We start from the raw sequence: 21,452 nt of genomic DNA, 5'->3' as shown, positions 1-21,452 counted from the left end.
GAAGGGGGCCTCTCGCGTGAGTGTGCTCGACGAGATCATCGAAGGCGTGCGCGCCGACCTCGCAGAGCGGCAGGCGCGGGTCACCCTCGACGAGCTCAAGGAGCGCGCCGCGAAGGCGCCGCAGGCCAAGGACGGCGTCGCCGCACTGCGCGGCGACGGCGTCAAGGTGATCTGCGAGGTCAAGCGCTCCAGCCCGTCCAAGGGCGCGCTCGCCGCGATCGCCGACCCGGCCGGACTCGCCGCGGACTACGAGGCGGGCGGCGCGGCCGTCATCTCGGTCCTGACCGAGCAGCGCCGCTTCGGCGGCTCGCTCGCCGACCTGGAGGCCGTCCGGGCCCGGGTCGACATCCCCGTGCTGCGCAAGGACTTCATCGTCACCGCGTACCAGTTGTGGGAGGCCCGCGCGTACGGCGCCGACCTCGCGCTGCTGATCGTGGCCGCGCTGGAGCAGGAGGCGCTGGTCTCCCTCATCGAGCGCGCCGAGTCCATCGGCCTGACGCCGCTGGTCGAGGTGCACGACGAGGACGAGGTCGAGCGTGCCGTCGAGGCGGGCGCACGGGTGATCGGCGTGAACGCGCGCAACCTGAAGACCCTCGAGGTCGACCGCTCCACGTTCGAGCGGGTCTGCCCGGAGATCCCGGACGGGATCGTCAAGATCGCGGAGTCCGGCATCCGGGGCCCGCACGACCTGATCGCGTACGCCAACACCGGCGCGGACGCCGTGCTGGTGGGCGAGTCCCTGGTGACCGGTCGCGACCCGAAGGCGGCCGTGGCCGACCTGGTCGCCGCCGGTGCGCACCCGGCGCTGCGGCACGGGCGGAGCTGATCCCGTGTCCCGTCGTGACGCCGCGCGTATCGCCGTCGGGCCCGCAGCCGCGCCTCTGGCGCGCGGCTGCCGCCCGCGCGGCTGCCGCGCGCCGGCCCGACGGGTCCACGGCCGGCAGTGCCGCTACGTGATCGGCGACGAGCCGGGCCAGGTCAACGGCATGCGATGGCGCGCGACGCCCGCGCACATTCCTTCCTCCTGACCCCCTGGGCCGTGCGGCCCGCAGTGCCTGCGGCCCGCACGCCCACCCCCGTGTGGGCAATCGTCCGCTCGGCGGGACGGGTGGTGGACGTCCACCCGGAGGATCCGCCCTGCGGCGAACCGCCGCTGTGCCCACCCGTTCCGCCCTGCGGAACGATTGCCCACAGCGAGGGGGAGCCCCGCAGGCGGCGGGCCCGGCGTTGCCGGGAGGGCGGCGTGTGCGCGCATACCGTGACCATCACCCGAACGTCACCCGGGGCACCCGCCCCGCGAGGAGCGCATCGCATGTCCAGCACGTCCAGCGAGTTCTTCATCCCCGACCCGGAGGGTCAAGTCCCCACCGCCGAGGGCTACTTCGGCGCATTCGGCGGAAAGTTCATCCCCGAGGCCCTGGTCGCCGCGGTCGACGAGGTCGCCGTCGAGTACGACAAGGCCAAGGCAGACCCCGAGTTCGCCCGCGAGCTCAACGACCTGATGGTCGACTACACGGGCCGGCCGTCCGCCCTCACCGAGGTCCCCCGGTTCGCCGAACACGCCGGCGGCGCCCGTGTGTTCCTCAAGCGCGAGGACCTCAACCACACCGGCTCGCACAAGATCAACAACGTGCTCGGCCAGGCCCTGCTCACCAAGCGCATGGGCAAGACCCGCGTCATCGCCGAGACCGGCGCCGGTCAGCACGGCGTCGCCACCGCCACCGCCTGCGCCCTCTTCGGCCTCGAGTGCACCATCTACATGGGCGAGATCGACACCCAGCGCCAGGCGCTGAACGTCGCCCGGATGCGCATGCTCGGCGCCGAGGTCATCCCCGTGAAGTCCGGCAGCCGCACCCTCAAGGACGCCATCAACGAGGCGTTCCGCGACTGGGTCGCCAACGTCGACCGCACGCACTACCTCTTCGGCACCGTCGCCGGACCCCACCCCTTCCCGGCCATGGTCCGCGACTTCCACCGTGTCATCGGGGTCGAGGCCCGCCGCCAGATCCTGGAGCGGGCCGGCCGGCTCCCCGACGCGGCCGTCGCCTGCGTCGGCGGCGGCTCCAACGCCATCGGCCTCTTCCACGCCTTCATCCCGGACGCCGGCGTCCGCCTGATCGGCTGCGAGCCGGCCGGCCACGGCGTCGAGACCGGCGAGCACGCGGCCACCCTCACCGCCGGCGAGCCCGGCATCCTGCACGGCTCGCGCAGCTACGTCCTGCAGGACGACGAGGGCCAGATCACCGAGCCGTACTCCATCTCCGCCGGCCTGGACTACCCCGGCATCGGCCCGGAGCACTCGTACCTCAAGGACATCGGCCGCGGCGAGTACCGCGCGGTCACCGACGACGCGGCCATGCAGGCGCTCCGGCTGCTCTCCCGCACCGAGGGCATCATCCCGGCCATCGAGTCGGCGCACGCCCTCGCCGGCGCGCTCGAGGTCGGCAAGGAGCTCGGCAAGGACGGGCTGCTCGTCGTCAACCTCTCCGGTCGCGGTGACAAGGACATGGACACGGCGGCCCGCTACTTCGGGCTGTACGACAACGGGGCCGAGGGGGACCAGAAGTGACCACCGGGAACATCCACCTGCTCAGCGACACCCTGGCCGCGGCGAAGGCCGAGAACCGTGCCGCGCTCGTCGCGTACCTGCCGGCCGGCTTCCCGACCGTCGACGGCGGCATCGAGGCGATCAAGGCCGTCTTCGACGGCGGCGCCGACGTCGTCGAGGTCGGACTGCCGCACAGCGACCCGGTCCTCGACGGCCCGGTCATCCAGACCGCCGACGACATCGCCCTGCGCGGCGGCGTACGGATCGCCGACGTCATGCGCACGGTGAAGGAGGCCCACGCGGCCACCGGCAAGCCGGTCCTGGTCATGACGTACTGGAACCCCATCGACCGCTACGGCGTCGAGCGGTTCACCGAGGAGCTGGCCGCGGCCGGCGGCGCGGGCTGCATCCTGCCCGACCTGCCGGTCCAGGAGTCCGCGCTGTGGCGCGAGCACGCCGACAAGCACGGTCTCGCGACCGTCTTCGTCGTCGCGCCCAGCAGCAAGGACGCACGGCTCGCCACCATCACCGCCGCCGGCTCCGGTTTCGTCTACGCCGCCTCGCTGATGGGCGTCACCGGCACCCGCGCGTCCGTCGGCGCCGAGGCCGCCGACCTGGTCCGCCGCACCCGCGCGACCACCGATCTGCCGGTCTGCGTCGGCCTCGGCGTCTCCGACGCCGAACAGGCCCGTGAGGTCGCCGACTTCGCCGACGGCGTCATCGTCGGCTCCGCCTTCGTCAAGCGGATCCTGGACGCCGACGGCGACCAGGCGGCCGCCCTGAAGGCCGTAAGGGAACTGGCGGCCGAACTGGCCGCGGGAGTGCGCCGCGGCGCGTAACCCGTACGGGTGGATCTGGGACCGGGGAGGCACGCGCGTGCCTCCCCGGTTCGTTTGAGGAGCGTGAGCGAGAACAACCGTGACGGAAACCGGAGCGCCCGGGCGCGACTCCAGCAGCAGCGAGAGCGCGAGAAGGCGCGGGAGAAGCAGCGGCGGGTGCTGATCGTGTCGGCCGCGATCGTCGGCGTCCTCGGCCTGGCCGCCGTGGTCGGCGTGATCGCCGCCAGCGGCGACGGCGACAGCTCCGACAAGGCCGGCCCGGTCGTCGCCCCCAGCGGGGCGACCGGCGACGACAAGCCCGCCATCCCCACCGGCTCGGCGGACGCCCCGTCCACGCTCTCCATCTGGGAGGACTTCCGCTGCCCGGCGTGCGCCCAGTTCGAGAACGCCTTCCGGGACACCATCCACGAGCTGGAGGCCGAGGGCGCGATCAAGACCGAATACCATCTCGCCACCCTGATCGACGGCAACATGGGCGGCAGCGGCTCGCTGCGCGCGGCGAACGCGGCGGCCTGCGCCCAGGACGCCGGGAAGTTCACGCCGTATCACGACGTCCTCTACATGAACCAGCCCGAGGAGACGGACGACGCCTTCGCGGACAACGCCAAGCTGATCGAGCTGGCGGCCAAGGTCGAGGGCCTCGACACCCCCGCCTTCCGCAGCTGCGTCGAGAACGGCACGCACGACAGCTGGGTGGAGAAGTCGCACGAGGCGTTCCGCAGCAGCGCGTTCCAGGGCACCCCGTCCGTGCTGCTCAACGGAGAATCGATCTTCCCGGCGAAGGGGAACGAACAGATCTCCCCGGCGAACCTGCGCAAGTGGGTCGAGCAGGCGAACAAGGGCAAGCAGACGGGCGGCGCCGCCACCCCGTCCACCACCAGCTGAGGCCCCCGGGACGGACGGGGACGGCGGGGCGGGCGGGGTTAGTTACGCAGACGTTGCCGGGTGGGCTGCCGCCCCGGCCGCCCGGCAGGGTAGCGTCGGACCTGCCATGGACCTTGCCTACATTCCCAGCCCGTCGACCGGTGTGATCAACCTCGGACCGGTCCCGCTGCGCGGCTATGCCTTCTGCATCATCATCGGTGTCTTCGTCGCCGTCTGGTACGGCAACAAGCGCTGGATCGCCCGCGGCGGCAAAGCCGGCACCGTCGCCGACATCGCCGTCTGGGCGGTGCCCTTCGGCCTGATCGGCGGCCGGCTCTACCACGTCGTCACCGACTACCAGCTGTACTTCAGCGAGGGTGAGGACTGGGTCGACGCCTTCAAGATCTGGGAGGGTGGCCTCGGTATCTGGGGCGCCATCGCGCTCGGCGCGGTCGGTGCCTGGATCGGCTGCCGCCGCCGCGGCATCCCGCTGCCCGCGTACGCGGACGCCATCGCACCCGGCATCGCCTTCGCCCAGGCCATCGGACGCTGGGGCAACTGGTTCAACCAGGAGCTCTACGGCAAGCCGACCGACCTGCCGTGGGGCCTGAAGATCTCCGCGAGCGCGACCCGTGAGGCCGGGATCTACCACCCGACCTTCCTCTACGAGTCGCTCTGGTGCATCGGCGTCGCGCTCCTGGTCATCTGGGCCGACCGCCGCTTCACGATGGGCCACGGCCGGGCGTTCGCGCTGTATGTCGCCGCCTACTGCGCGGGGCGCGGGTGGATCGAGTACATGCGCATCGACGACGCGCACCACATCCTCGGCCTGCGGCTGAACGTCTGGACGGCGATCATCGTCTTCCTGCTCGCGGTGATCTACATCGCCGTCTCGGCGAAGCTCCGCCCGGGCCGCGAGGAGGTCGTCGAGCCGGCGGCCGCGGCCGAGAGGGCGGCGGCGGAGAAGGACGAGACGTCCGAGACGTCCGAGACGTCCGAGACGTCCGAGAAGGACGCGGACGGGGCGGGCGACGGGGACGCGCCGAAGGACGCCGCTCCGAAGGACGACGTCGCGAAGGACGACGCGGCTGCGGAGAAGCCGGAGAAGCCGGAGAAGACCGTCTCCGGCGACGCCGCCGAGGACCTCGCCGACGGCGACACCGACGACTCCGTGGACCTGTCGAAGGACGGTGCCGGCAACGGCGCCAAGGGCTGAGCGCCGAAGACACCGGCAGAGCGACGGGCCGCCCGGGGACCGAAGGGTCCCGGGCGGCCCGTCGCTCGTTTCCGGGGGCCGGTCAGTCCCGGCGGGCGGCCAGGGTCAGGACGCGGCGGGCGCCCTCGACCACGGCCGCGTCGACGAACCGGCCGTCGGGCAGGGCGAGGGCCCCGCTCTCGGTCTCGGCGGCCTTGACGACCTCCTCGGCGGCGGCGATCTCGTCGGGCGTGGGCAGATAGGCCTGTTCGATGATCGGGAGCTGCCGCGGATGGATCGCGGCCCGGCCGAGGAAGCCCAGGCCGCGCCCCCGCGCACAGCTCGCCGAGAGGGACTCCAGGTCGCGGACGTCCGGGTGGACGGACTGCGCCGGCGGCGGCAGGGCCGCGGCGCGGGCCGCCACCACGAGCCGGCTGCGCGGCCAGTCGAGCCCGCGGTCCTCGCGTACGCCCAGGTCGACGCGGAGGTCCGCCTCGCCCAGGGCGATCCCGTGCACCGCCGGATGGGCGCCGGCGATGGCGTACGCGTGCTCCACGGCCAGCGCCGTCTCCAGGAGCGGGTAGAGCGGGACACCGGGGACGAACTCGGCGATCCGGCGGATGTCAGTGGCGTGTGCCACCTTGGGAACACGGAAACCGCCGAGGCCGGGGAGGGAGGCCAGCGGGGGGATGTCGCGCTGTGTGTGGATGCGGACGTGCACCGGGACCGGGTGCGGGTCGGAGAGCAGATCGACGGTGGCGTCGAGGGCGTACGCCTTGCGCTCCGGGGCGACCGCGTCCTCCAGATCCACGATGACCACGTCGGCGCCGGAGGCGAGCGCCTTGCGGACGACCGCGGGCCGGTCGCCGGGGGCGTACAGCCAGGTGAGGGGGAAGCTCATACGGATCCCCGGCTCCGCAGGCCGGTGATCTCGTCGGGCGTCAGCCCGAGCTCGGCGAGGACCTCGTCGGTGTCCGCCCCGTGCGGGCGGCCGGTCCAGCGGATCGCGCCGGGGGTCTCGGAGAGCCGGAAGAGGACGTTCTGCATGCGGATCGGGCCCAGCTCGGGGTCGGGGACCTCGGTGACGGTGTCCAGGGCGCGGTACTGGGGGTCGGCCAGCACGTCCCGGACGTCGTAGACCGGGGCGATCGCGGCCTCCGCCTTCTCGAACGCGTCGAGCGCCTCGTCCCGGGTGTGCCGGGCGATCCAGGAGCCGACGGCCTCGTCGAGGACGTCCGCGTGGGCGGCCCGTCCGGTGCCGTCGGCGAACCACGGCTCGTCGATCAGCTCGGGGCGGCCGACCAGGCGCAGCACGCGCTCGGCGATGGACTGCGCGGAGGTGGAGACGGCGACCCAGGAGCCGTCCGACGTGCGGTACGTGTTGCGGGGGGCGTTGTTGCGGGAGCGGTTGCCGGTGCGGGGCTGCACATAGCCGAGCTGGTCGTACCAGAGGGCGTGCGGGCCGATGACGGCGAGCATCGGCTCGATGATCGCCATGTCGACGACCTGGCCGCGGCCGGTGGCGGTGCGGGCGGTGAGCGCGGTGGTCACCGCGTACGCCGTCGCGAGCGCGGCGATCGAGTCGGCGAGACCGAAAGGGGGGAGCGTGGGCGGGCCGTCGGGCTCGCCGGTGATGGCGGCGAAACCGCTCATCGCCTCGGCGAGGGTGCCGAAGCCGGGGCGGTGGGAGTACGGGCCGAACTGGCCGAAGCCGGTGACGCGGGCGAGGACGAGGCGGGGGTTGACCGTGGACAGCTCCTCCCAGCCGAGGCCCCAGCGTTCCAGGGTGCCGGGGCGGAAGTTCTCGACGACGACGTCGGCGTCGGCGACGAGCCTGAGCAGGGTGTCGCGGCCGCCGGGGGAGGACAGGTCGAGGGTGATGGTCCGCTTGTTGCGGCCGAGCACCTTCCACCACAGGCCCACCCCGTCCTTGGCGGGGCCGTGCCCGCGGGAGGGGTCGGGCTTGCGGGGGTGCTCGACCTTGATCACGTCCGCCCCGAAGTCGCCGAGCATCATGGCGGCGAGGGGGCCGGCGAACAGGGTCGCGAGATCGAGGACGCGCAGACCGTGGAGAGGAGGGTGTGGCGCGGAGGCTGTGGGGGCGGTCGTGCGGGGGGTCATACGGCGTCGGACTCCCGGGGATCGTCGTTTACGGGGGCGAAGGCGGCGTCGATCTCGGCGCGGTACGGCATCGAGGACGAGGCGCCGGGGCGCTGTACGGAGAGCGCGGCGGCGGCCGAGGCCCAGGCGAGCGCCTGGGGGACCGGGCGGCCGTCGCCCAGGGCGACGGCGAGGGCGCCGACGAAGGTGTCGCCGGCGGCGGTGGAGTCCACGGCCCGGACCCGCGGCGCGGAGACGGTGACGGGGGTGGCGCCGCGGGCCGCGTACAGGCAGCCGGCCGCGCCGAGGGTGACCACGACCTCGGGCACCTTGTGCAGCAGGGCCTCGGCGGCGGCGTGCGGGTCGGCGATGCCGGTGAGAGCGGCGGCCTCGTGCTCGTTCGGCACCAACAGGTCCGTGGCGGCGAGGAGTTCGTCGGGCAGGGGCTGCACAGGGGCGGGGGTGAGGACGGTGCGGACGCCCAGCCCGCGGGCGGTGACCGCGCCGGCGGTGACGGCGGAGAGGGGCAGTTCGAGCTGGAGCAGCAGGGCGTCGGCGGTGGCGATCAGCGCCTCGTCGCCGTGGTCGAGTGAGGTGACGGTGCCGTTGGCGCCGGGGACCACGACGATCGCGTTGCCGCCCTCGTCGTCGACGACGATGTGGGCGGTGCCGGAGGGGCCTTCGGAGGTGCGGAGCAGGTCGGTGTCGACGCCGGAGTGGTCGAGAGCGTCGCGGAGGCGGACGCCGAAGTCGTCCGAGCCGACCGCGCCGATCATCGCGACGTCCGCGCCGGCGCGTGCGGCGGCGACGGCCTGGTTGGCGCCCTTGCCGCCGGGGACGGTGCGGAACTCGCGGCCGGTGACGGTCTCGCCGAGGGCGGGCGGTTTCGCCACGTACGCGACGAGGTCCATGTTCGTGCTGCCGAGCACGACGATGCTGGTCATGGGCGTACGGCCTCCAGATGGGTCAGGTCGGCGAGGGCGTCGAAGCCGATGCCGTCGAAGGACGGGACCGAGGTCGAGAGCCGGTTCTTGAGGGGGGAGGTCCAGCGTTCGGGTAGCCGGTCGGGGTGACCGGCGAGCAGGCCCGCGAGCGAGCCCGCGGTCGCGCCGTTGGAGTCGGTGTCCCAGCCGCCGGAGACCGCGGCGCAGATGGAGCGGGTGAAGTCGCCGTCGGCGTGGGTGAGGGCGGCGGCGAGCAGCGCGGCGTTGGGGACGGCATGGACCCAGTGGTACCCGCCGAGCGCGGCGTGCAGGCGGTCCACGACGGCGTCGAAGTCCCGCGTGGCGCGGGCGGTTTCGATGCCGAGACGGACGGCGCGGGCGAGCCGGGAGCGGGGCGGGACGACGGTGAGCCCTGCGGCCAGGCACTGGTGGACGTCGGTCGCGCCGGTCGCGGCGGTGGCGAGGGCGGCGGCGGTGAACATCGCGCCGTACAGGCCGTTGGCGGTGTGGGTGAGGGCGGCGTCCCGGTACGCCTGCTCGGCGGCGGCGTGCGGGTCGCCGGGGTTCGTCCAGCCGTGGACGTCGGCGCGGATCGTCGCGCCGATCCACTCGCGGAAGGGGTTGCGGCGGCTTGCCGTGAGCGGGGGTTCGATGCCGTCGAGGAGGTTGCGGTAGGCGATCCGCTCGGCCGTGAAGGTACGGCCGGCGGGGAGCTCGTCGAGCCAGAGCCGGGCGACGTCGGCGGTGGTGAAGGCGCGGCCGTGGCGCTGGAGGAGGAGCAGGTTGAGGAGGGGGTAGTTGAGGTCGTCGTCCTCGGGCATCCCGTCGATGTTCTCGGCCAGGGAGGTTGGTGCGGAGCGGCGGTTCCAGGGGTGTTCGGCGAGCAGGTGGTCCGGCACGCCGCGGGCGGTGAACCAGTCGCCCAGCGGCCAGTTGCCGCTCGCCCGGGCCAGCGCCCGGATCCCGTCCAGCGGCAGCTTCTCGACGGGCTTCCCGAGCAGACACCCGACGGCCCGCCCGAGCCAGGCGGCGTGCAGCCGGTCGCGCAGGGGCGACACCTCCTCCGCCCCGCCCTCCCCCAGAGCTGCCTCTGGGAGGTGCCCCCATCCCGAAACTCTGACGAGACCGGGGGCTCCGCCGCCGGGTCCGGGGGGCGTTGCCCGGCGGATGTCGGGCCAGGCGGAGGGTTCGTCCTCGGACGTGGGGGTGGGGAGGGCCGGCAGGGCGTCCAGGAGTTGTGCGGCCAGGGGGCGCAGGTCCGGGCGGGGGAGGGGGGAGGCGCCTGCCATGGGTGGGGCCTCCGGGCCGCCCGCCGCCGCCCAGCGCGCGGCGAGCGCCGTCGCGTCGCGGCCGTCCTCCTCCGCCTGGCGGAGTTCGTGGCCGACCAGATCCTCCGGCTGGACCCACGTCACGCGCAGGTTCGTGGGGTCGGCGCCGGTGGGGCGCACCGTCTCGCGCGGGTTCGTGGCGCGGATCCCGGCAAGGTGCCCCGCGTCGTGCGGGTTCGCGGGTGCGGTGTCGGCGTGCCGCCCCGCAGCGCGCGGGGTCATCGGTCCGCTTCCGTGAGGGTGGCGTAGGCCGACTCGTGGGCCTGGCGGCGGGTTGCGTCCTGTGCGAAGACTTCGCGGGTGACCGCCGCCAGCGTCGTCGCCGGGGCGTGCAGGTCCAGGCGGCTGGCTTCTGCCACCCGCTTCGCCCACTCGGCCGGGATCGCCGCCTCGCCCTGCAGCGCGCCCACCAGCGCGCCGGCCATCGTGGCGATGGAGTCGCAGTCGCGGCCGTAGTTCACCGCGCCCAGGACCGTACGCCGGTAGTCCCCGTCGCCGACCAGCAACATGCCCAGGGCCACCGGGAGTTCCTCGATCGCGTGGAGGCGGGAGGGGCGGCGGGCGCCGAGGGACGGGGCGCGGTAGTCCGGGCCGACCGTGTCGAACGGCGCGACCGCCGCGCGCAGCGGGACCAGGGCCGACTCGAAGTCGGTGTAGCGGGCGCCCGCCTCCGCCGCCGCCTCGATCGCCGCCGCGGTGCCGTCCTTCGCCAGCTCGAGCGCCGTGTCCACGACCGACCCCGGCGTCGCCCCCGGCGTGCACGCCGCGGCCACCGCCGCCGCGAACACGCCGGCGGCCTCGCGCCCGTACGAGGACTGGTGCGCGCCCGCGACGTCCAGCGCCTCCGCGTACGCGCCCGCCGGGTTCGCCGCGTTGACCAGGCCGACCGGTGCCATGTACATCGCCGCACCGCAGTTGACGATGTTGCCGCTGCCCGCCTCGCGCGGGTCGACGTGGCCGTAGTGCAGCCGCGTCACCAGCCACTTCTCGGCGAGGAAGATCCGCTGCAGCGGCAGCGCCTCCGCCTCCAGCTCGGGGATCCAGACCGGGGTGCCCATGAGGTCGGGCACCAGGTGGTCGGCGACCGCGTACGCGTCGAGGTGGTCGCGGACCTTCGCGTACACGCGGATCAGGGCGTGCGTCATCAACGTGTCGTCGGTGACGTGCCCGTCGCCCTTGTGGTACGGCGCGATCGGGCGCGCCGTGCGCCAGTCCTCGCCGTTCCAGGGGCCGACGATGCCGGTGACGCGGCCGCTGTGGCGCTCCAGGATCTGGTCGGGGGTGTACCCCTCGACCGGGCCGCCGAGGGCGTCGCCCACGGCGGCGCCGACGAGGCTGCCGGTGATGCGGTCGTCGAGTGTGATGCCCGAGGGTGTCATGCCCGAATTGTCCACCCGGGGCCCCTGGTTGCCCCAGGGAACACGCCCTAGTGCTCGTGGCGGTCCCGGGAGAGCCGCGCGTGGGCGAGGAGTTGGGACAGCTCCACGAGATCCGTGCCGGCGAGGTGCGGCAGCGCGCAGCCGGCAAGGGTGCGGCAGGCGTCGCGCCAGGTCACCGGGAGCGAGGCGGCGCCGCCGAGCGCGCCGGCGAGCGCACCGACCAGGGCGGGGGCGGAGTCCGCGACCCGCGACAGGCAGGCCGCGGCCGGCACCGCCGCCGACGCCTCACCGCGCGCGGCCGTCGCCAGCGCGAGGGCGACCGGGACGGTCTCGGCGGCGGCGATGCCGTAGCTGTACACGTGGTCGACGATCTGGTGCTCCAGGAGCGGGACCAGCTCGAAGGCCGTCGCCGCGTCGCGGGCCATCTTCACGGCGTGGCGGCCGTTGCGGCCGATCTCGGTGGCGGGCGGGAGCTGGTCGAGCGCGGCGTCGACGGCGGCGTCCACGGACGCGCCGCCGAGCGCGGCGGCGACCGCCGCGGCCGTGGCACGGGCGCCGTGGACGCCGTCGCCGTCCTGCGTGTACCGGGCGTCGAACTCGGCGAGTTCCGCGGCGGCGGCCGGGTCGCCGGGGTGGACCAGGGCGAGGACGGCGGCGCGTACGCAGGCGGCGTCGTCGAAGTAGTGCGGGTTGTCGTGGCCGGTGGCGGGCGGGCGCAGGCCCGCGGCGAGGTTGCCGAGGCCGGCCCGTACCGAGATCCGGGCGCGCAGCGGGAGCACCGCGGACTCGACCTCGGGGGCGCGGTCGGCGGCCGCGGCGACCTGGCCGGCCAGGGAGTTCCACGCCAGGTCGACGGCGGCGCGCAGCCGGTGGGCGGGGGCGAGCCCGCGGAACAGCGGGCCGTCGGAGGCGAGCACCGCCTCGGCGGTGAACACCGCCCACTCGGCGTCGTCGGAGGGGCCGAGGCGGAGCGGCTCGGGGGGCTGGTTGAGGGCGATGGGGACGGGGAGGGTGGTGGTCGCGTTCTGCTCGGCGAAGGTGTCGAGCTCGCGGGTGAGCCGGCGGGTCCACTCGGGCATCCGCGCGGCCCGGTGCCGGGCGGCGGGCCAGCCCGCGGCGTCCCCGGCGGAGATCCCGAGCAGCAGTCCCTCGACGCGCGCGGCGAACCCGGGGTCCGGCGACCGCTGCCCGCCCGGCACGGCCACCCGGAATCCCGCCCCGAGATACCCGTACGCGGGCCCGGCCCCTTCCTGCACGCCCTCCCACGCCCCGACGCCCCCCTCCCCGGGAGCCCGGTACGCCGCCACGTACCCGCCGGAGACGACACCCCCGACCCCACCGCCCAGCCCGATGTACCCGCCGACCGCGGCCCGAGAACGACCGTCCCCGCCCGCTCGACCACCCGCCTCCCCGTCTCGGTACGCGTCGAGCACGGCCTGCGAGTCCGCGCCCCCGGGCGGCCGGGCGCTCGTGTCCCCGTACGCGCCCGGTTCAGCCTCCACGTCCCCGTACGCGCCGAGTCCCGCCTGCGCGTCTCCGCCCGCTCGGCCACCCGCGTCCCCGTACGCGCCGAGTCCCGCTTCCGCGTCCCCGTCCGCTCGGCCACCCGCCTCCCCGTCCCGGTACGCGTCGGGCACCGCCTCCGCGTCCCCGCCCTCGTACGGCAGGGCGCTCGCGCCGGCGACGCCGCCCACGTGTCCCGTCCGTCCCGTGTCCGCGGCCGGGGCGCTCCCGCCGGGTGCGTCCGTCGTCGTCTCCGTCGTGTTCCTGGGGTCCGTGGTGGTCATGCGGCCTCCTCCTCGTCGGGGGTCAGCAGGTCGGCGATGTCCAGGACGTGGTAGCCGCGCATGGAGGGGAGGCAGCTGCCGGTGACCGGGGCGATGGCGGTGGCCCACTCCTCGGGGATCGCCGAGACGCCGCGGCTCGCGCCCGCCAGGGCGCCGGCCACCGCGGCCGTCGTGTCCGCGTCGCGGCCCATGTTGACCGCGGTCAGGACCGCCGTGCGGAAGTCACCGCGGGCCGCCGCGTACGCGCCGAACGCGAGGGCGACCGCCTCCGGCGCCAGGTCCGTCCACGGGTAGCCGCCGATCACCACCGCCGAGCGGACCGTCCGTTCGCGGATCAGCGGGTCCGGCTGCAGCCGCTGCGCCGCGACCACCGCGCGCCGCATCGAGCGCGCCGTCCACGAGTCCATCGGCACCACCGACAGCGCCGCCGCGATGACCGACGTCACCGACGCCCCCGCCATCGCCGCCGCGACGCCCGCCGCCACCGCCTGGCCGCCGTAGATGCCCTCGCCGTCGTGGCTGACCGTGCCGTCGATGGCGACGAGCCGCGCGGCCTCGGCCGGCCGGCCCGCCGCGAACACCCCGAACGGGGCCGCCCGCATGGCCAGTCCGTCGCTCCACGCGTGCCGGTGCTGCGCCGAGATGGGGGCCGCCAGGCCCCGGCGGAGGTTCTCCAGCGTGCCGCGTTCGCTGAAGCCCGCTCCGCGGAACGGGCCTTCGTCGAGGTCCGCGATCCAGTGGTGCCAGGCCCGTTCGACGTGCGAGACCGTCAGCGCCGAGCCGTGCCGGGCCAGCAGCAGCCCCGAGAAGATCGCGTACTCCGTGTCGTCCGTCCCCGCCGGACTGTCCGTCACGAAGCCCTCGATCCGCCCCCATCGGCGGCGGATCTCCGAGGGCCGCAGGTTCTCGGCCGGCGCCCCGAGCGCGTCCCCGACCGCGAGACCGAGCAGCGCGCCCCGGGCGCGCTCCCGCAGATCGCATGCCGTCGTCACCATGTCGCCCGCCTTTCCCTCGCCGCTTCGCTCGATCCCTGCCACGCCCGCGCCCGCAGTTGTCCGGAGAAACGTCTCTGTCACCCGGGTGACACCCCGTCCGAACGGGTCAGGTGGGCCTTACTAAGTACGGCCTGCCTTGCTGGCGGACCCCTTACATCGGGCGTATTTTCGAGGAGTCGAGGGGCGGCGGGTGTGCCAACCCGCCGCAAGCACAGGGGAGAAGCATGTCCATCATCGAGACCGAGGCGACGCTCCACGAGGCGCACCGCGACAACCACACCCACCGCGACGTCAACGGCGGCTGGTTGCGCCCGGCCGTCTTCGGCGCGATGGACGGGCTCGTGTCCAACCTCGCCCTGATGACCGGCGTCGCCGGCGGCGCGGTCTCGTCCCAGACCATCGTGATCACCGGACTCGCCGGACTCGCCGCCGGCGCCTTTTCCATGGCCGCCGGCGAGTACACCTCCGTCGCCTCCCAGCGTGAGCTGGTCCAGGCCGAACTGGACGTCGAGCGGCGGCAGTTGCGCAAGCACCCGGTGGACGAGATGGAAGAGCTCGCCGCACTGTACGTGTCCCGCGGCGTCGAGCCCGCGCTCGCCCGCGAGGTCGCCATGCAGCTCTCCCGCGACCCCGAGCAGGCGCTGGAGATCCACGCCCGCGAGGAGCTCGGCATCGACCCCGACGACCTGCCGTCGCCGGTGGTCGCCGCGGTCTCGTCGTTCGGCGCCTTCGCGCTGGGCGCGCTGCTGCCCGTCCTGCCGTACCTGCTCGGCGCCACGTCCCTGTGGCCGGCCGTGCTGCTGGCGCTCGTCGGCCTCTTCGGCTGCGGCGCGCTCGTCGCCCGGGTCACGGCGCGCAGCTGGTGGTACAGCGGTCTGCGCCAGCTGCTGCTCGGCGGCGCCGCGGCGGCCGTCACGTACGGCCTCGGCATGGCCTTCGGCGCGGCGCTGTAGCGCCTGTATCCACCCGCGGGACCGCCCCGGTCTCGCCTCCGCCCCCGCACACATCCCGCATGTCCGGAAATCCCCCACCCCGCGGTGGGGGATTTCCGCAGGTCAGGCCGCTGTGACAAATCTCCCTGGGCAGTTTCGGCCACTCGGTGGGACACTATGCAGAGCGCCACATAGCTAGCCACTAGCCGTTACCCGGCAGTTTCGAAATCATGTCCGCCGGGCATGAGCCAGAGGCGCCGCGGGCAACGAAGCCCGCATCGTGCGACGGGTCGCCGATGACCCCCACAAACCCCTTGCCGCAGCCCTGCGGTGTCCGCATGTTGGAACGAGCTATCCGCTTCGCGAGAAGCCAGCCATCATGTAACCTGCACGAAATTTCGCGGAGGGCCAACGTCGTCCCTCGGCAAGCACATGCCACGACGACGACGGGAGAGCCGATGCGTTCCGACGCCTGGTCGCCCATGGACGGTCGCCCCGCCCCGCAGGGGATGTACGACCCCCGTAACGAACACGACGCCTGCGGTGTCGGGTTCGTGGCCACCCTCACCGGTGTAGCCAGCCATGAGCTGGTCGAGCAGGCGCTGACCGTTCTGCGCAATCTTGAGCACCGTGGCGCCACCGGTTCGGAGCCCGACTCCGGGGACGGCGCCGGAATCCTGCTCCAGGTCCCGGACGCGTTCCTGCGCGAGGTCGCCGGATTCGAGCTCCCCGAGGCCGGCGCGTACGCGGTCGGCATCGCCTTCCTGCCCGCCGACGGCTCCGCACAGGCCGTCGCGCAGATCGAGGCGATCGCCGCCGAGGAGGGCCTGACCGTCCTCGGCTGGCGCGAGGTCCCCGTCGCCCCCGAGCTGCTCGGCGCCTCCGCCCGCTCCACGATGCCGGTCTTCAGCCAGCTCTTCGTGGGCGACGGGGAGAGCACGGGCATCGCCCTGGACCGCAAGGCGTTCGTGCTGCGCAAGCGCGCCGAGCGCGAGGCCGGCACGTACTTCCCGTCGCTCTCCGCCCGCACCATCGTCTACAAGGGCATGCTGACCACCGGCCAGCTGGAGCCCTTCTTCCCGGACCTGTCGGACCGCCGCTGCGCCACCGCCGTGGCCCTGGTCCACTCCCGGTTCTCCACCAACACCTTCCCGAGCTGGCCGCTCGCCCACCCGTACCGCTTCGTCGCGCACAACGGCGAGATCAACACGGTCAAGGGCAACCGCAACTGGATGCGCGCCCGCGAGTCCCAGCTCGCCTCCGACCTGTTCGGCACCGGCAAGGACCTGGAGCGGATCTTCCCGGTCTGCACCCCCGACGCCTCCGACTCCGCCTCCTTCGACGAGGTCCTGGAGCTGCTGCACCTCGGTGGCCGCTCGCTGCCGCACAGCGTCCTGATGATGGTCCCCGAGGCGTGGGAGAACCACGACTCCATGGACCCGGCCCGGCGCGCCTTCTACCAGTACCACTCCACGATGATGGAGCCCTGGGACGGCCCGGCCTGCGTCACGTTCACCGACGGCGTCCAGGTCGGCGCGGTCCTCGACCGCAACGGTCTGCGCCCCGGCCGCTACTGGGTCACCGACGAGGGCCTCGTCGTGCTCTCCTCCGAGGTCGGCGTCCTCGACATCGACCCCGCGAAGGTCGTCCGCAAGGGCCGCCTGCAGCCCGGCAAGATGTTCCTCGTCGACACGGCCGAGCACCGGATCATCGAGGACGACGAGATCAAGGCCGGCCTCGCCGCCGAGCAGCCGTACGCGGAGTGGCTCGACACCGGCGAGATCGAGCTCTCCGACCTGCCCGAGCGCGAGCACATCGTGCACACCCACGCCTCGGTCACCCGCCGCCAGCAGACCTTCGGCTACACCGAGGAAGAGCTCCGCGTCATCCTCGCCCCGATGGCCCGCACCGGCATGGAGCCGATCGGCTCCATGGGCACGGACTCGCCGATCGCGGCCCTGTCCGACCGCCCGCGGCTGCTGTTCGACTACTTCACCCAGCTGTTCGCGCAGGTCACCAACCCGCCGCTGGACGCCATCCGCGAGGAGCTGGTCACCTCGCTGCGCTCCTCGCTCGGTCCCCAGGGCAACCTGCTCGACCCCACCGCGGCCTCCTGCCGCTCGGTCACCCTGCCCTTCCCGGTGATCGACAACGACGAGCTGGCCAAGCTCATCCACATCAACGCCGACGGCGACATGCCCGGCATGAAGGCCGTGACCCTGTCCGGCCTGTACCGGGTCTCCGGCGGCGGCGAGGCCCTCGCCGCCCGCATCGAGGAGATCTGCGCCGAGACCGACGCCGCCCTCGAGGACGGCGCCCGCCTCATCGTGCTGTCCGACCGGCACTCCGACGCCGAGCACGCGCCGATCCCGTCGCTGCTGCTCACCGCGGCCGTCCACCACCACCTCATCCGCACCAAGCAGCGCACCAAGGTGGGTCTGCTGGTCGAGGCCGGCGACGTCCGCGAGGTCCACCACGTGGCCCTGCTGATCGGCTTCGGCGCCGCCGCGGTCAACCCGTACCTGGCCATGGAGTCCGTCGAGGACCTGGTCCGGGCCGGCACCTTCATCACGGACACGGAGGCCGAGCAGGCCATCCGCAACCTGATCTACGCCCTCGGCAAGGGTGTCCTGAAGGTCATGTCCAAGATGGGCATCTCGACCGTCGCCTCCTACCGCGGCGCCCAGGTCTTCGAGGCCGTCGGCCTCGAGGCCGCCTTCGTCGAGAAGTACTTCGACGGCACCGCCAGCAAGATCGGCGGCGCCGGCCTCGACATCGTCGCCCAGGAGGTCGCCGCCCGCCACGCCAAGGCGTACCCCGCCTCCGGCATCGCCTCGGCGCACCGCGCCCTGGAGATCGGCGGCGAGTACCAGTGGCGCCGCGAGGGCGAGCCGCACCTGTTCGACCCGGAGACCGTCTTCCGCCTGCAGCACGCCACGCGCAACAAGCGGTACGACGTCTTCAAGCAGTACACCTCGCGCGTCGACGAGCAGTCCGAGCGCCTGATGACGCTCCGTGGCCTGTTCGGCTTCCATTCGGACCGCCCGTCGATCTCCGTCGACGAGGTCGAGCCGGTCTCCGAGATCGTCAAGCGCTTCTCCACCGGCGCCATGTCGTACGGCTCCATCTCCCGCGAGGCCCACGAGACCCTCGCCATCGCCATGAACCAGCTGGGCGGCAAGTCCAACACCGGTGAGGGCGGCGAGGACCCGGAGCGCCTGTACGACCCGGCGCGCCGCTCCTCGATCAAGCAGGTCGCCTCCGGCCGCTTCGGCGTGACGTCCGAGTACCTGGTCAACGCGGACGACATCCAGATCAAGATGGCCCAGGGCGCCAAGCCCGGCGAGGGCGGCCAGCTGCCCGGCCACAAGGTCTACCCGTGGGTCGCCAAGACGCGTCACTCGACGCCCGGCGTCGGCCTGATCTCCCCGCCGCCGCACCACGACATCTACTCCATCGAGGACCTGGCTCAGCTGATCCACGACCTCAAGAACGCCAACCCGGTCGCCCGCATCCACGTGAAGCTGGTCTCCGAGGTCGGCGTCGGCACGGTCGCGGCCGGCGTGTCCAAGGCCCACGCGGACGTCGTGCTCATCTCCGGCCACGACGGCGGTACGGGTGCCTCGCCGCTCACCTCGCTGAAGCACGCGGGCGGCCCCTGGGAGCTCGGCCTCGCCGAGACCCAGCAGACGCTGCTGCTCAACGGCCTGCGCGACCGCATCGTCGTCCAGACCGACGGCCAGCTGAAGACCGGCCGTGACGTCGTCATCGCCGCGCTGCTCGGCGCCGAGGAGTTCGGTTTCGCGACCGCGCCGCTCGTCGTCTCCGGCTGCGTCATGATGCGCGTCTGCCACCTGGACACCTGCCCGGTCGGCATCGCCACCCAGAACCCGGTGCTGCGCGACCGGTTCTCCGGCAAGGCCGAGTTCGTCGTCAACTTCTTCGAGTTCATCGCCGAGGAGGTCCGCGAGCTCCTCGCCGAACTGGGCTTCCGCTCGATCGAGGAGGCCGTCGGCCACGCCGAGCTGCTCGACACGAGCCGCGCCGTGGACCACTGGAAGGCGCAGGGCCTGGACCTGGAGCCGCTGTTCCACGTCCCCGCGCTGCCCGACGGCGCCGTGCGCCACCAGCTGATCGAGCAGGACCACGGTCTGGAGAAGGCCCTCGACAACGAGCTGATCGAGCTCGCCGCCGAGGCCCTGGGCGCGGCCTCCGCCGAGGACGCCCAGCCGGTCCGTGCCCAGGTCCAGATCCGCAACATCAACCGGACCGTCGGCACCATGCTCGGCCACCAGGTGACGAAGAAGTTCGGCGGCGCGGGCCTGCCCGCCGACACCATCGACATCACGTTCACCGGCTCCGCCGGCCAGTCGTTCGGCGCCTTCCTGCCGGCCGGTGTCACGCTCCGCCTGGAGGGCGACGCCAACGACTACGTCGGCAAGGGCCTCTCCGGCGGCCGTGTGATCGTCCGCCCGGACCGCGGCGCCGACCACCTGGCCGAGTACTCCACCATCGCGGGCAACACCATCGCGTACGGCGCGACCGGCGGCGAGCTGTTCCTGCGCGGCCGCACCGGCGAGCGCTTCTGCGTCCGCAACTCCGGTGCCCTGGTCGTCTCGGAGGGCGTGGGCGACCACGGCTGCGAGTACATGACCGGCGGTACGGCGGTCGTCCTCGGCGAGACCGGGCGCAACTTCGCGGCCGGTATGTCGGGCGGTGTCGCCTACGTGATCGACCTCGACCGGGACAACGTCAACTCCGGCAACCTGGGAGCGGTCGAGGCCCCGTCGGACTCCGACAAGGCGTGGCTGCACGACGTCGTGCGCCGCCACCAGGAGGAGACCGGCTCGACCGTCGCCGAGAAGCTGCTCGCCGACTGGGACACGGCCGCGGACCGCTTCAGCAAGATCATCCCGACCACGTACAAGGCAGTGCTCGCCGCCAAGGACGCCGCTGAGCTCGCCGGCCTCTCCGAGCAGGAGACCACCGAGAAGATGATGGAGGCGGCGACCAATGGCTGACCCCAAGGGCTTCCTGACCACCGGGCGCGAGGTCGCCGAGACCCGCCCCGTGGGCGAGCGCGTCAAGGACTGGAACGAGGTCTACGTCCCCGGCTCCCTGCTGCCGATCATCAGCAAGCAGGCCGGCCGCTGCATGGACTGCGGCATCCCGTTCTGCCACAACGGCTGCCCGCTCGGGAACCTGATCCCGGAGTGGAACGACTACGCCTACCGCGAGGACTGGTCGGCGGCGTCGGAGCGGCTGCACGCCACGAACAACTTCCCGGAGTTCACCGGCCGTCTGTGCCCGGCTCCGTGCGAGTCGGCGTGCGTGCTCGGCATCAACCAGCCGGCCGTCACCATCAAGAACGTCGAAGTCTCCATCATCGACAAGGCGTGGGACGCGAACGACGTCAAGCCGCAGGCGCCCGACCGCCTCTCCGGCAAGACCGCCGCGGTCATCGGCTCGGGCCCGGCGGGCCTGGCCGCCGCCCAGCAGCTGACCCGGGCCGGCCACACCGTGGTCGTGTACGAGCGCGCCGACCGCATCGGCGGCCTGCTGCGCTACGGCATCCCCGAGTTCAAGATGGAGAAGCGGCACATCAACCGCCGCATCGAGCAGATGCGCGCGGAGGGCACCAAGTTCCGCACCGGCATCGAGATCGGCCGCGACCTGACGGCGACGGACCTGCGCAAGCGGTTCGACGCGGTGGTCATCGCCGCCGGCGCCACCACCGCCCGCGACCTGCCCGTGCCGGGCCGCGAGTTCAAGGGCATCCACCAGGCGATGGAGTACCTGCCGCTCGCCAACAAGGTCGTCGAGGGCGACTTCGTGACCTCGCCGATCACGGCCGAGGGCAAGCACGTCGTGGTCATCGGCGGCGGCGACACCGGCGCGGACTGCGTCGGCACCGCCCACCGCCAGGGCGCGGCCTCGGTCACGCAGCTGGAGATCATGCCGCGGCCGGGCGAGGAGCGGAACGCGGGCCAGCCGTGGCCGACGTTCCCCATGCTGTACAAGGTCACCTCGGCGCACGAGGAGGGCGGCGAGCGGGTCTACTCCGTCTCCACCACCCACTTCGAGGGCGACGAGGAGGGCAACGTCCAGTTCCTGCACCTGGTCGAGGTCGAGTTCGTCGACGGCAAGCTGACCCAGAAGCCGGGCACGGAGCGCAAGATCCCCGCGCAGCTCGTCACCCTGGCGATGGGCTTCACGGGCACGGACGTCGAGAACGGTCTGGTCGGCCAGTTTGGTCTGGACCTCGACGCACGCGGTAACATCGCCCGCGACGCGGACTTCGCCACCAACGTCGATGGCGTCTTCGTCGCCGGTGACGCCGGTCGCGGCCAGTCCCTGATCGTCTGGGCGATCGCCGAGGGCCGCTCGGCGGCCCGCGGAGTCGACCGGTACCTGACGGGCACCAGCTCCCTCCCGGCCCCGATCCGCCCGACGGACCGCTCCCTGGTGGTCTGACGCCGGACGGCCCCCGGGGCCGTCCCCCTGAATGTCCCGTACAACGACGTACGGAACTGCACGGCGC

16 protein-coding genes are annotated in these 21,452 nt (G+C 73.3%); 9 read left to right on the top strand and 7 right to left on the bottom strand.

Going from position 1 to position 21,452, the window contains the following annotated elements:
* Positions 1–16: 16 nt before the first annotated feature.
* The 6 genes from trpC (at position 17) to lgt (ending at position 5,467) form a co-directional block, all read left to right on the top strand.
* Positions 17–826, top strand: a complete 810-nt coding sequence (trpC, locus tag ABZO31_RS07890) for an indole-3-glycerol phosphate synthase TrpC (RefSeq protein WP_406860381.1) — start codon at positions 17–19, stop codon at positions 824–826.
* A gap of 4 nt (positions 827–830) precedes the next feature.
* Positions 831–1,028: a tryptophan biosynthesis modulator TrpM gene (trpM, locus tag ABZO31_RS07885; RefSeq protein ID WP_406860380.1), complete on the top strand. Its 198-nt coding sequence runs from the start codon at positions 831–833 to the stop codon at positions 1,026–1,028.
* 284 nt (positions 1,029–1,312) lie between these two features.
* Positions 1,313–2,569, top strand: a complete 1,257-nt coding sequence (gene trpB, locus ABZO31_RS07880) for a tryptophan synthase subunit beta (protein WP_406860379.1) — start codon at positions 1,313–1,315, stop codon at positions 2,567–2,569.
* Positions 2,566–3,387 (top strand): tryptophan synthase subunit alpha, encoded by an 822-nt coding sequence (trpA, locus tag ABZO31_RS07875; protein WP_406860378.1) that lies wholly within the window; start codon positions 2,566–2,568, stop codon positions 3,385–3,387. The genes trpB and trpA overlap by 4 nt, the downstream gene beginning before the upstream one ends.
* A 63-nt stretch (positions 3,388–3,450) precedes the next feature.
* Positions 3,451–4,272, top strand: coding sequence for a DsbA family protein (locus ABZO31_RS07870; RefSeq protein WP_406860377.1), 822 nt, complete (start codon positions 3,451–3,453; stop codon positions 4,270–4,272).
* A 106-nt stretch (positions 4,273–4,378) separates the two neighbouring features.
* The gene (gene lgt, locus ABZO31_RS07865) at positions 4,379–5,467 is read left to right on the top strand and encodes a prolipoprotein diacylglyceryl transferase (protein ID WP_406860376.1); all 1,089 of its coding nucleotides are present in this window, start codon (positions 4,379–4,381) and stop codon (positions 5,465–5,467) included.
* Positions 5,468–5,549: 82 nt separating this feature from the next.
* Here lgt and ABZO31_RS07860 read toward each other — a convergent pair whose 3' ends face one another.
* The 7 genes from ABZO31_RS07860 to ABZO31_RS07830 are packed head-to-tail and all read right to left on the bottom strand — an operon-like array spanning position 5,550 to position 13,979.
* A complete protein-coding gene (locus tag ABZO31_RS07860; protein WP_406860375.1) occupies positions 5,550–6,347 on the bottom strand; it encodes an HpcH/HpaI aldolase/citrate lyase family protein in 798 nt (265 codons plus the stop codon).
* Entirely contained in the window at positions 6,344–7,567 is a 1,224-nt protein-coding gene (locus ABZO31_RS07855; RefSeq protein ID WP_406860374.1) for a CaiB/BaiF CoA transferase family protein, read from the bottom strand. Before ABZO31_RS07855 ends, ABZO31_RS07860 begins: the two co-directional genes overlap by 4 nt.
* Positions 7,564–8,490 (bottom strand): ribokinase, encoded by a 927-nt coding sequence (rbsK, locus tag ABZO31_RS07850; protein WP_406860373.1) that lies wholly within the window; start codon positions 8,488–8,490, stop codon positions 7,564–7,566. The genes ABZO31_RS07855 and rbsK overlap by 4 nt, the downstream gene beginning before the upstream one ends.
* On the bottom strand, positions 8,487–10,040 hold the full coding sequence (locus ABZO31_RS07845) for an ADP-ribosylglycohydrolase family protein (RefSeq protein WP_406860372.1): 1,554 nt from the start codon (positions 10,038–10,040) through the stop codon (positions 8,487–8,489). The genes rbsK and ABZO31_RS07845 overlap by 4 nt, the downstream gene beginning before the upstream one ends.
* Positions 10,037–11,197, bottom strand: a complete 1,161-nt coding sequence (locus ABZO31_RS07840) for an ADP-ribosylglycohydrolase family protein (protein ID WP_406860371.1) — start codon at positions 11,195–11,197, stop codon at positions 10,037–10,039. Before ABZO31_RS07840 ends, ABZO31_RS07845 begins: the two co-directional genes overlap by 4 nt.
* 47 nt (positions 11,198–11,244) lie before the next feature.
* Positions 11,245–12,984, bottom strand: a complete 1,740-nt coding sequence (locus tag ABZO31_RS07835; protein WP_406860370.1) for an ADP-ribosylglycohydrolase family protein — start codon at positions 12,982–12,984, stop codon at positions 11,245–11,247.
* A complete protein-coding gene (locus ABZO31_RS07830) occupies positions 12,981–13,979 on the bottom strand; it encodes an ADP-ribosylglycohydrolase family protein (protein WP_406860369.1) in 999 nt (332 codons plus the stop codon). The genes ABZO31_RS07835 and ABZO31_RS07830 overlap by 4 nt, the downstream gene beginning before the upstream one ends.
* Before the next feature lie 224 nt (positions 13,980–14,203).
* Between ABZO31_RS07830 and ABZO31_RS07825 the strand changes: the two genes are divergently transcribed.
* The 3 genes from ABZO31_RS07825 (at position 14,204) to ABZO31_RS07815 (ending at position 21,385) form a co-directional block, all read left to right on the top strand.
* Positions 14,204–14,932 (top strand): VIT1/CCC1 transporter family protein, encoded by a 729-nt coding sequence (locus tag ABZO31_RS07825; protein WP_406860368.1) that lies wholly within the window; start codon positions 14,204–14,206, stop codon positions 14,930–14,932.
* 437 nt (positions 14,933–15,369) lie between these two features.
* Positions 15,370–19,932, top strand: coding sequence for a glutamate synthase large subunit (gene gltB / locus ABZO31_RS07820; protein WP_406860367.1), 4,563 nt, complete (start codon positions 15,370–15,372; stop codon positions 19,930–19,932).
* The gene (locus tag ABZO31_RS07815) at positions 19,925–21,385 is read left to right on the top strand and encodes a glutamate synthase subunit beta (RefSeq protein ID WP_406860366.1); all 1,461 of its coding nucleotides are present in this window, start codon (positions 19,925–19,927) and stop codon (positions 21,383–21,385) included. The genes gltB and ABZO31_RS07815 overlap by 8 nt, the downstream gene beginning before the upstream one ends.
* Positions 21,386–21,452: the final 67 nt, after the last annotated feature.

Source organism: Streptomyces solicamelliae (assembly GCF_045348655.1).
GTDB lineage: Bacteria > Actinomycetota > Actinomycetes > Streptomycetales > Streptomycetaceae > Streptomyces > Streptomyces solicamelliae.
This window is presented reverse-complemented; position numbering and strand designations above follow the sequence as displayed.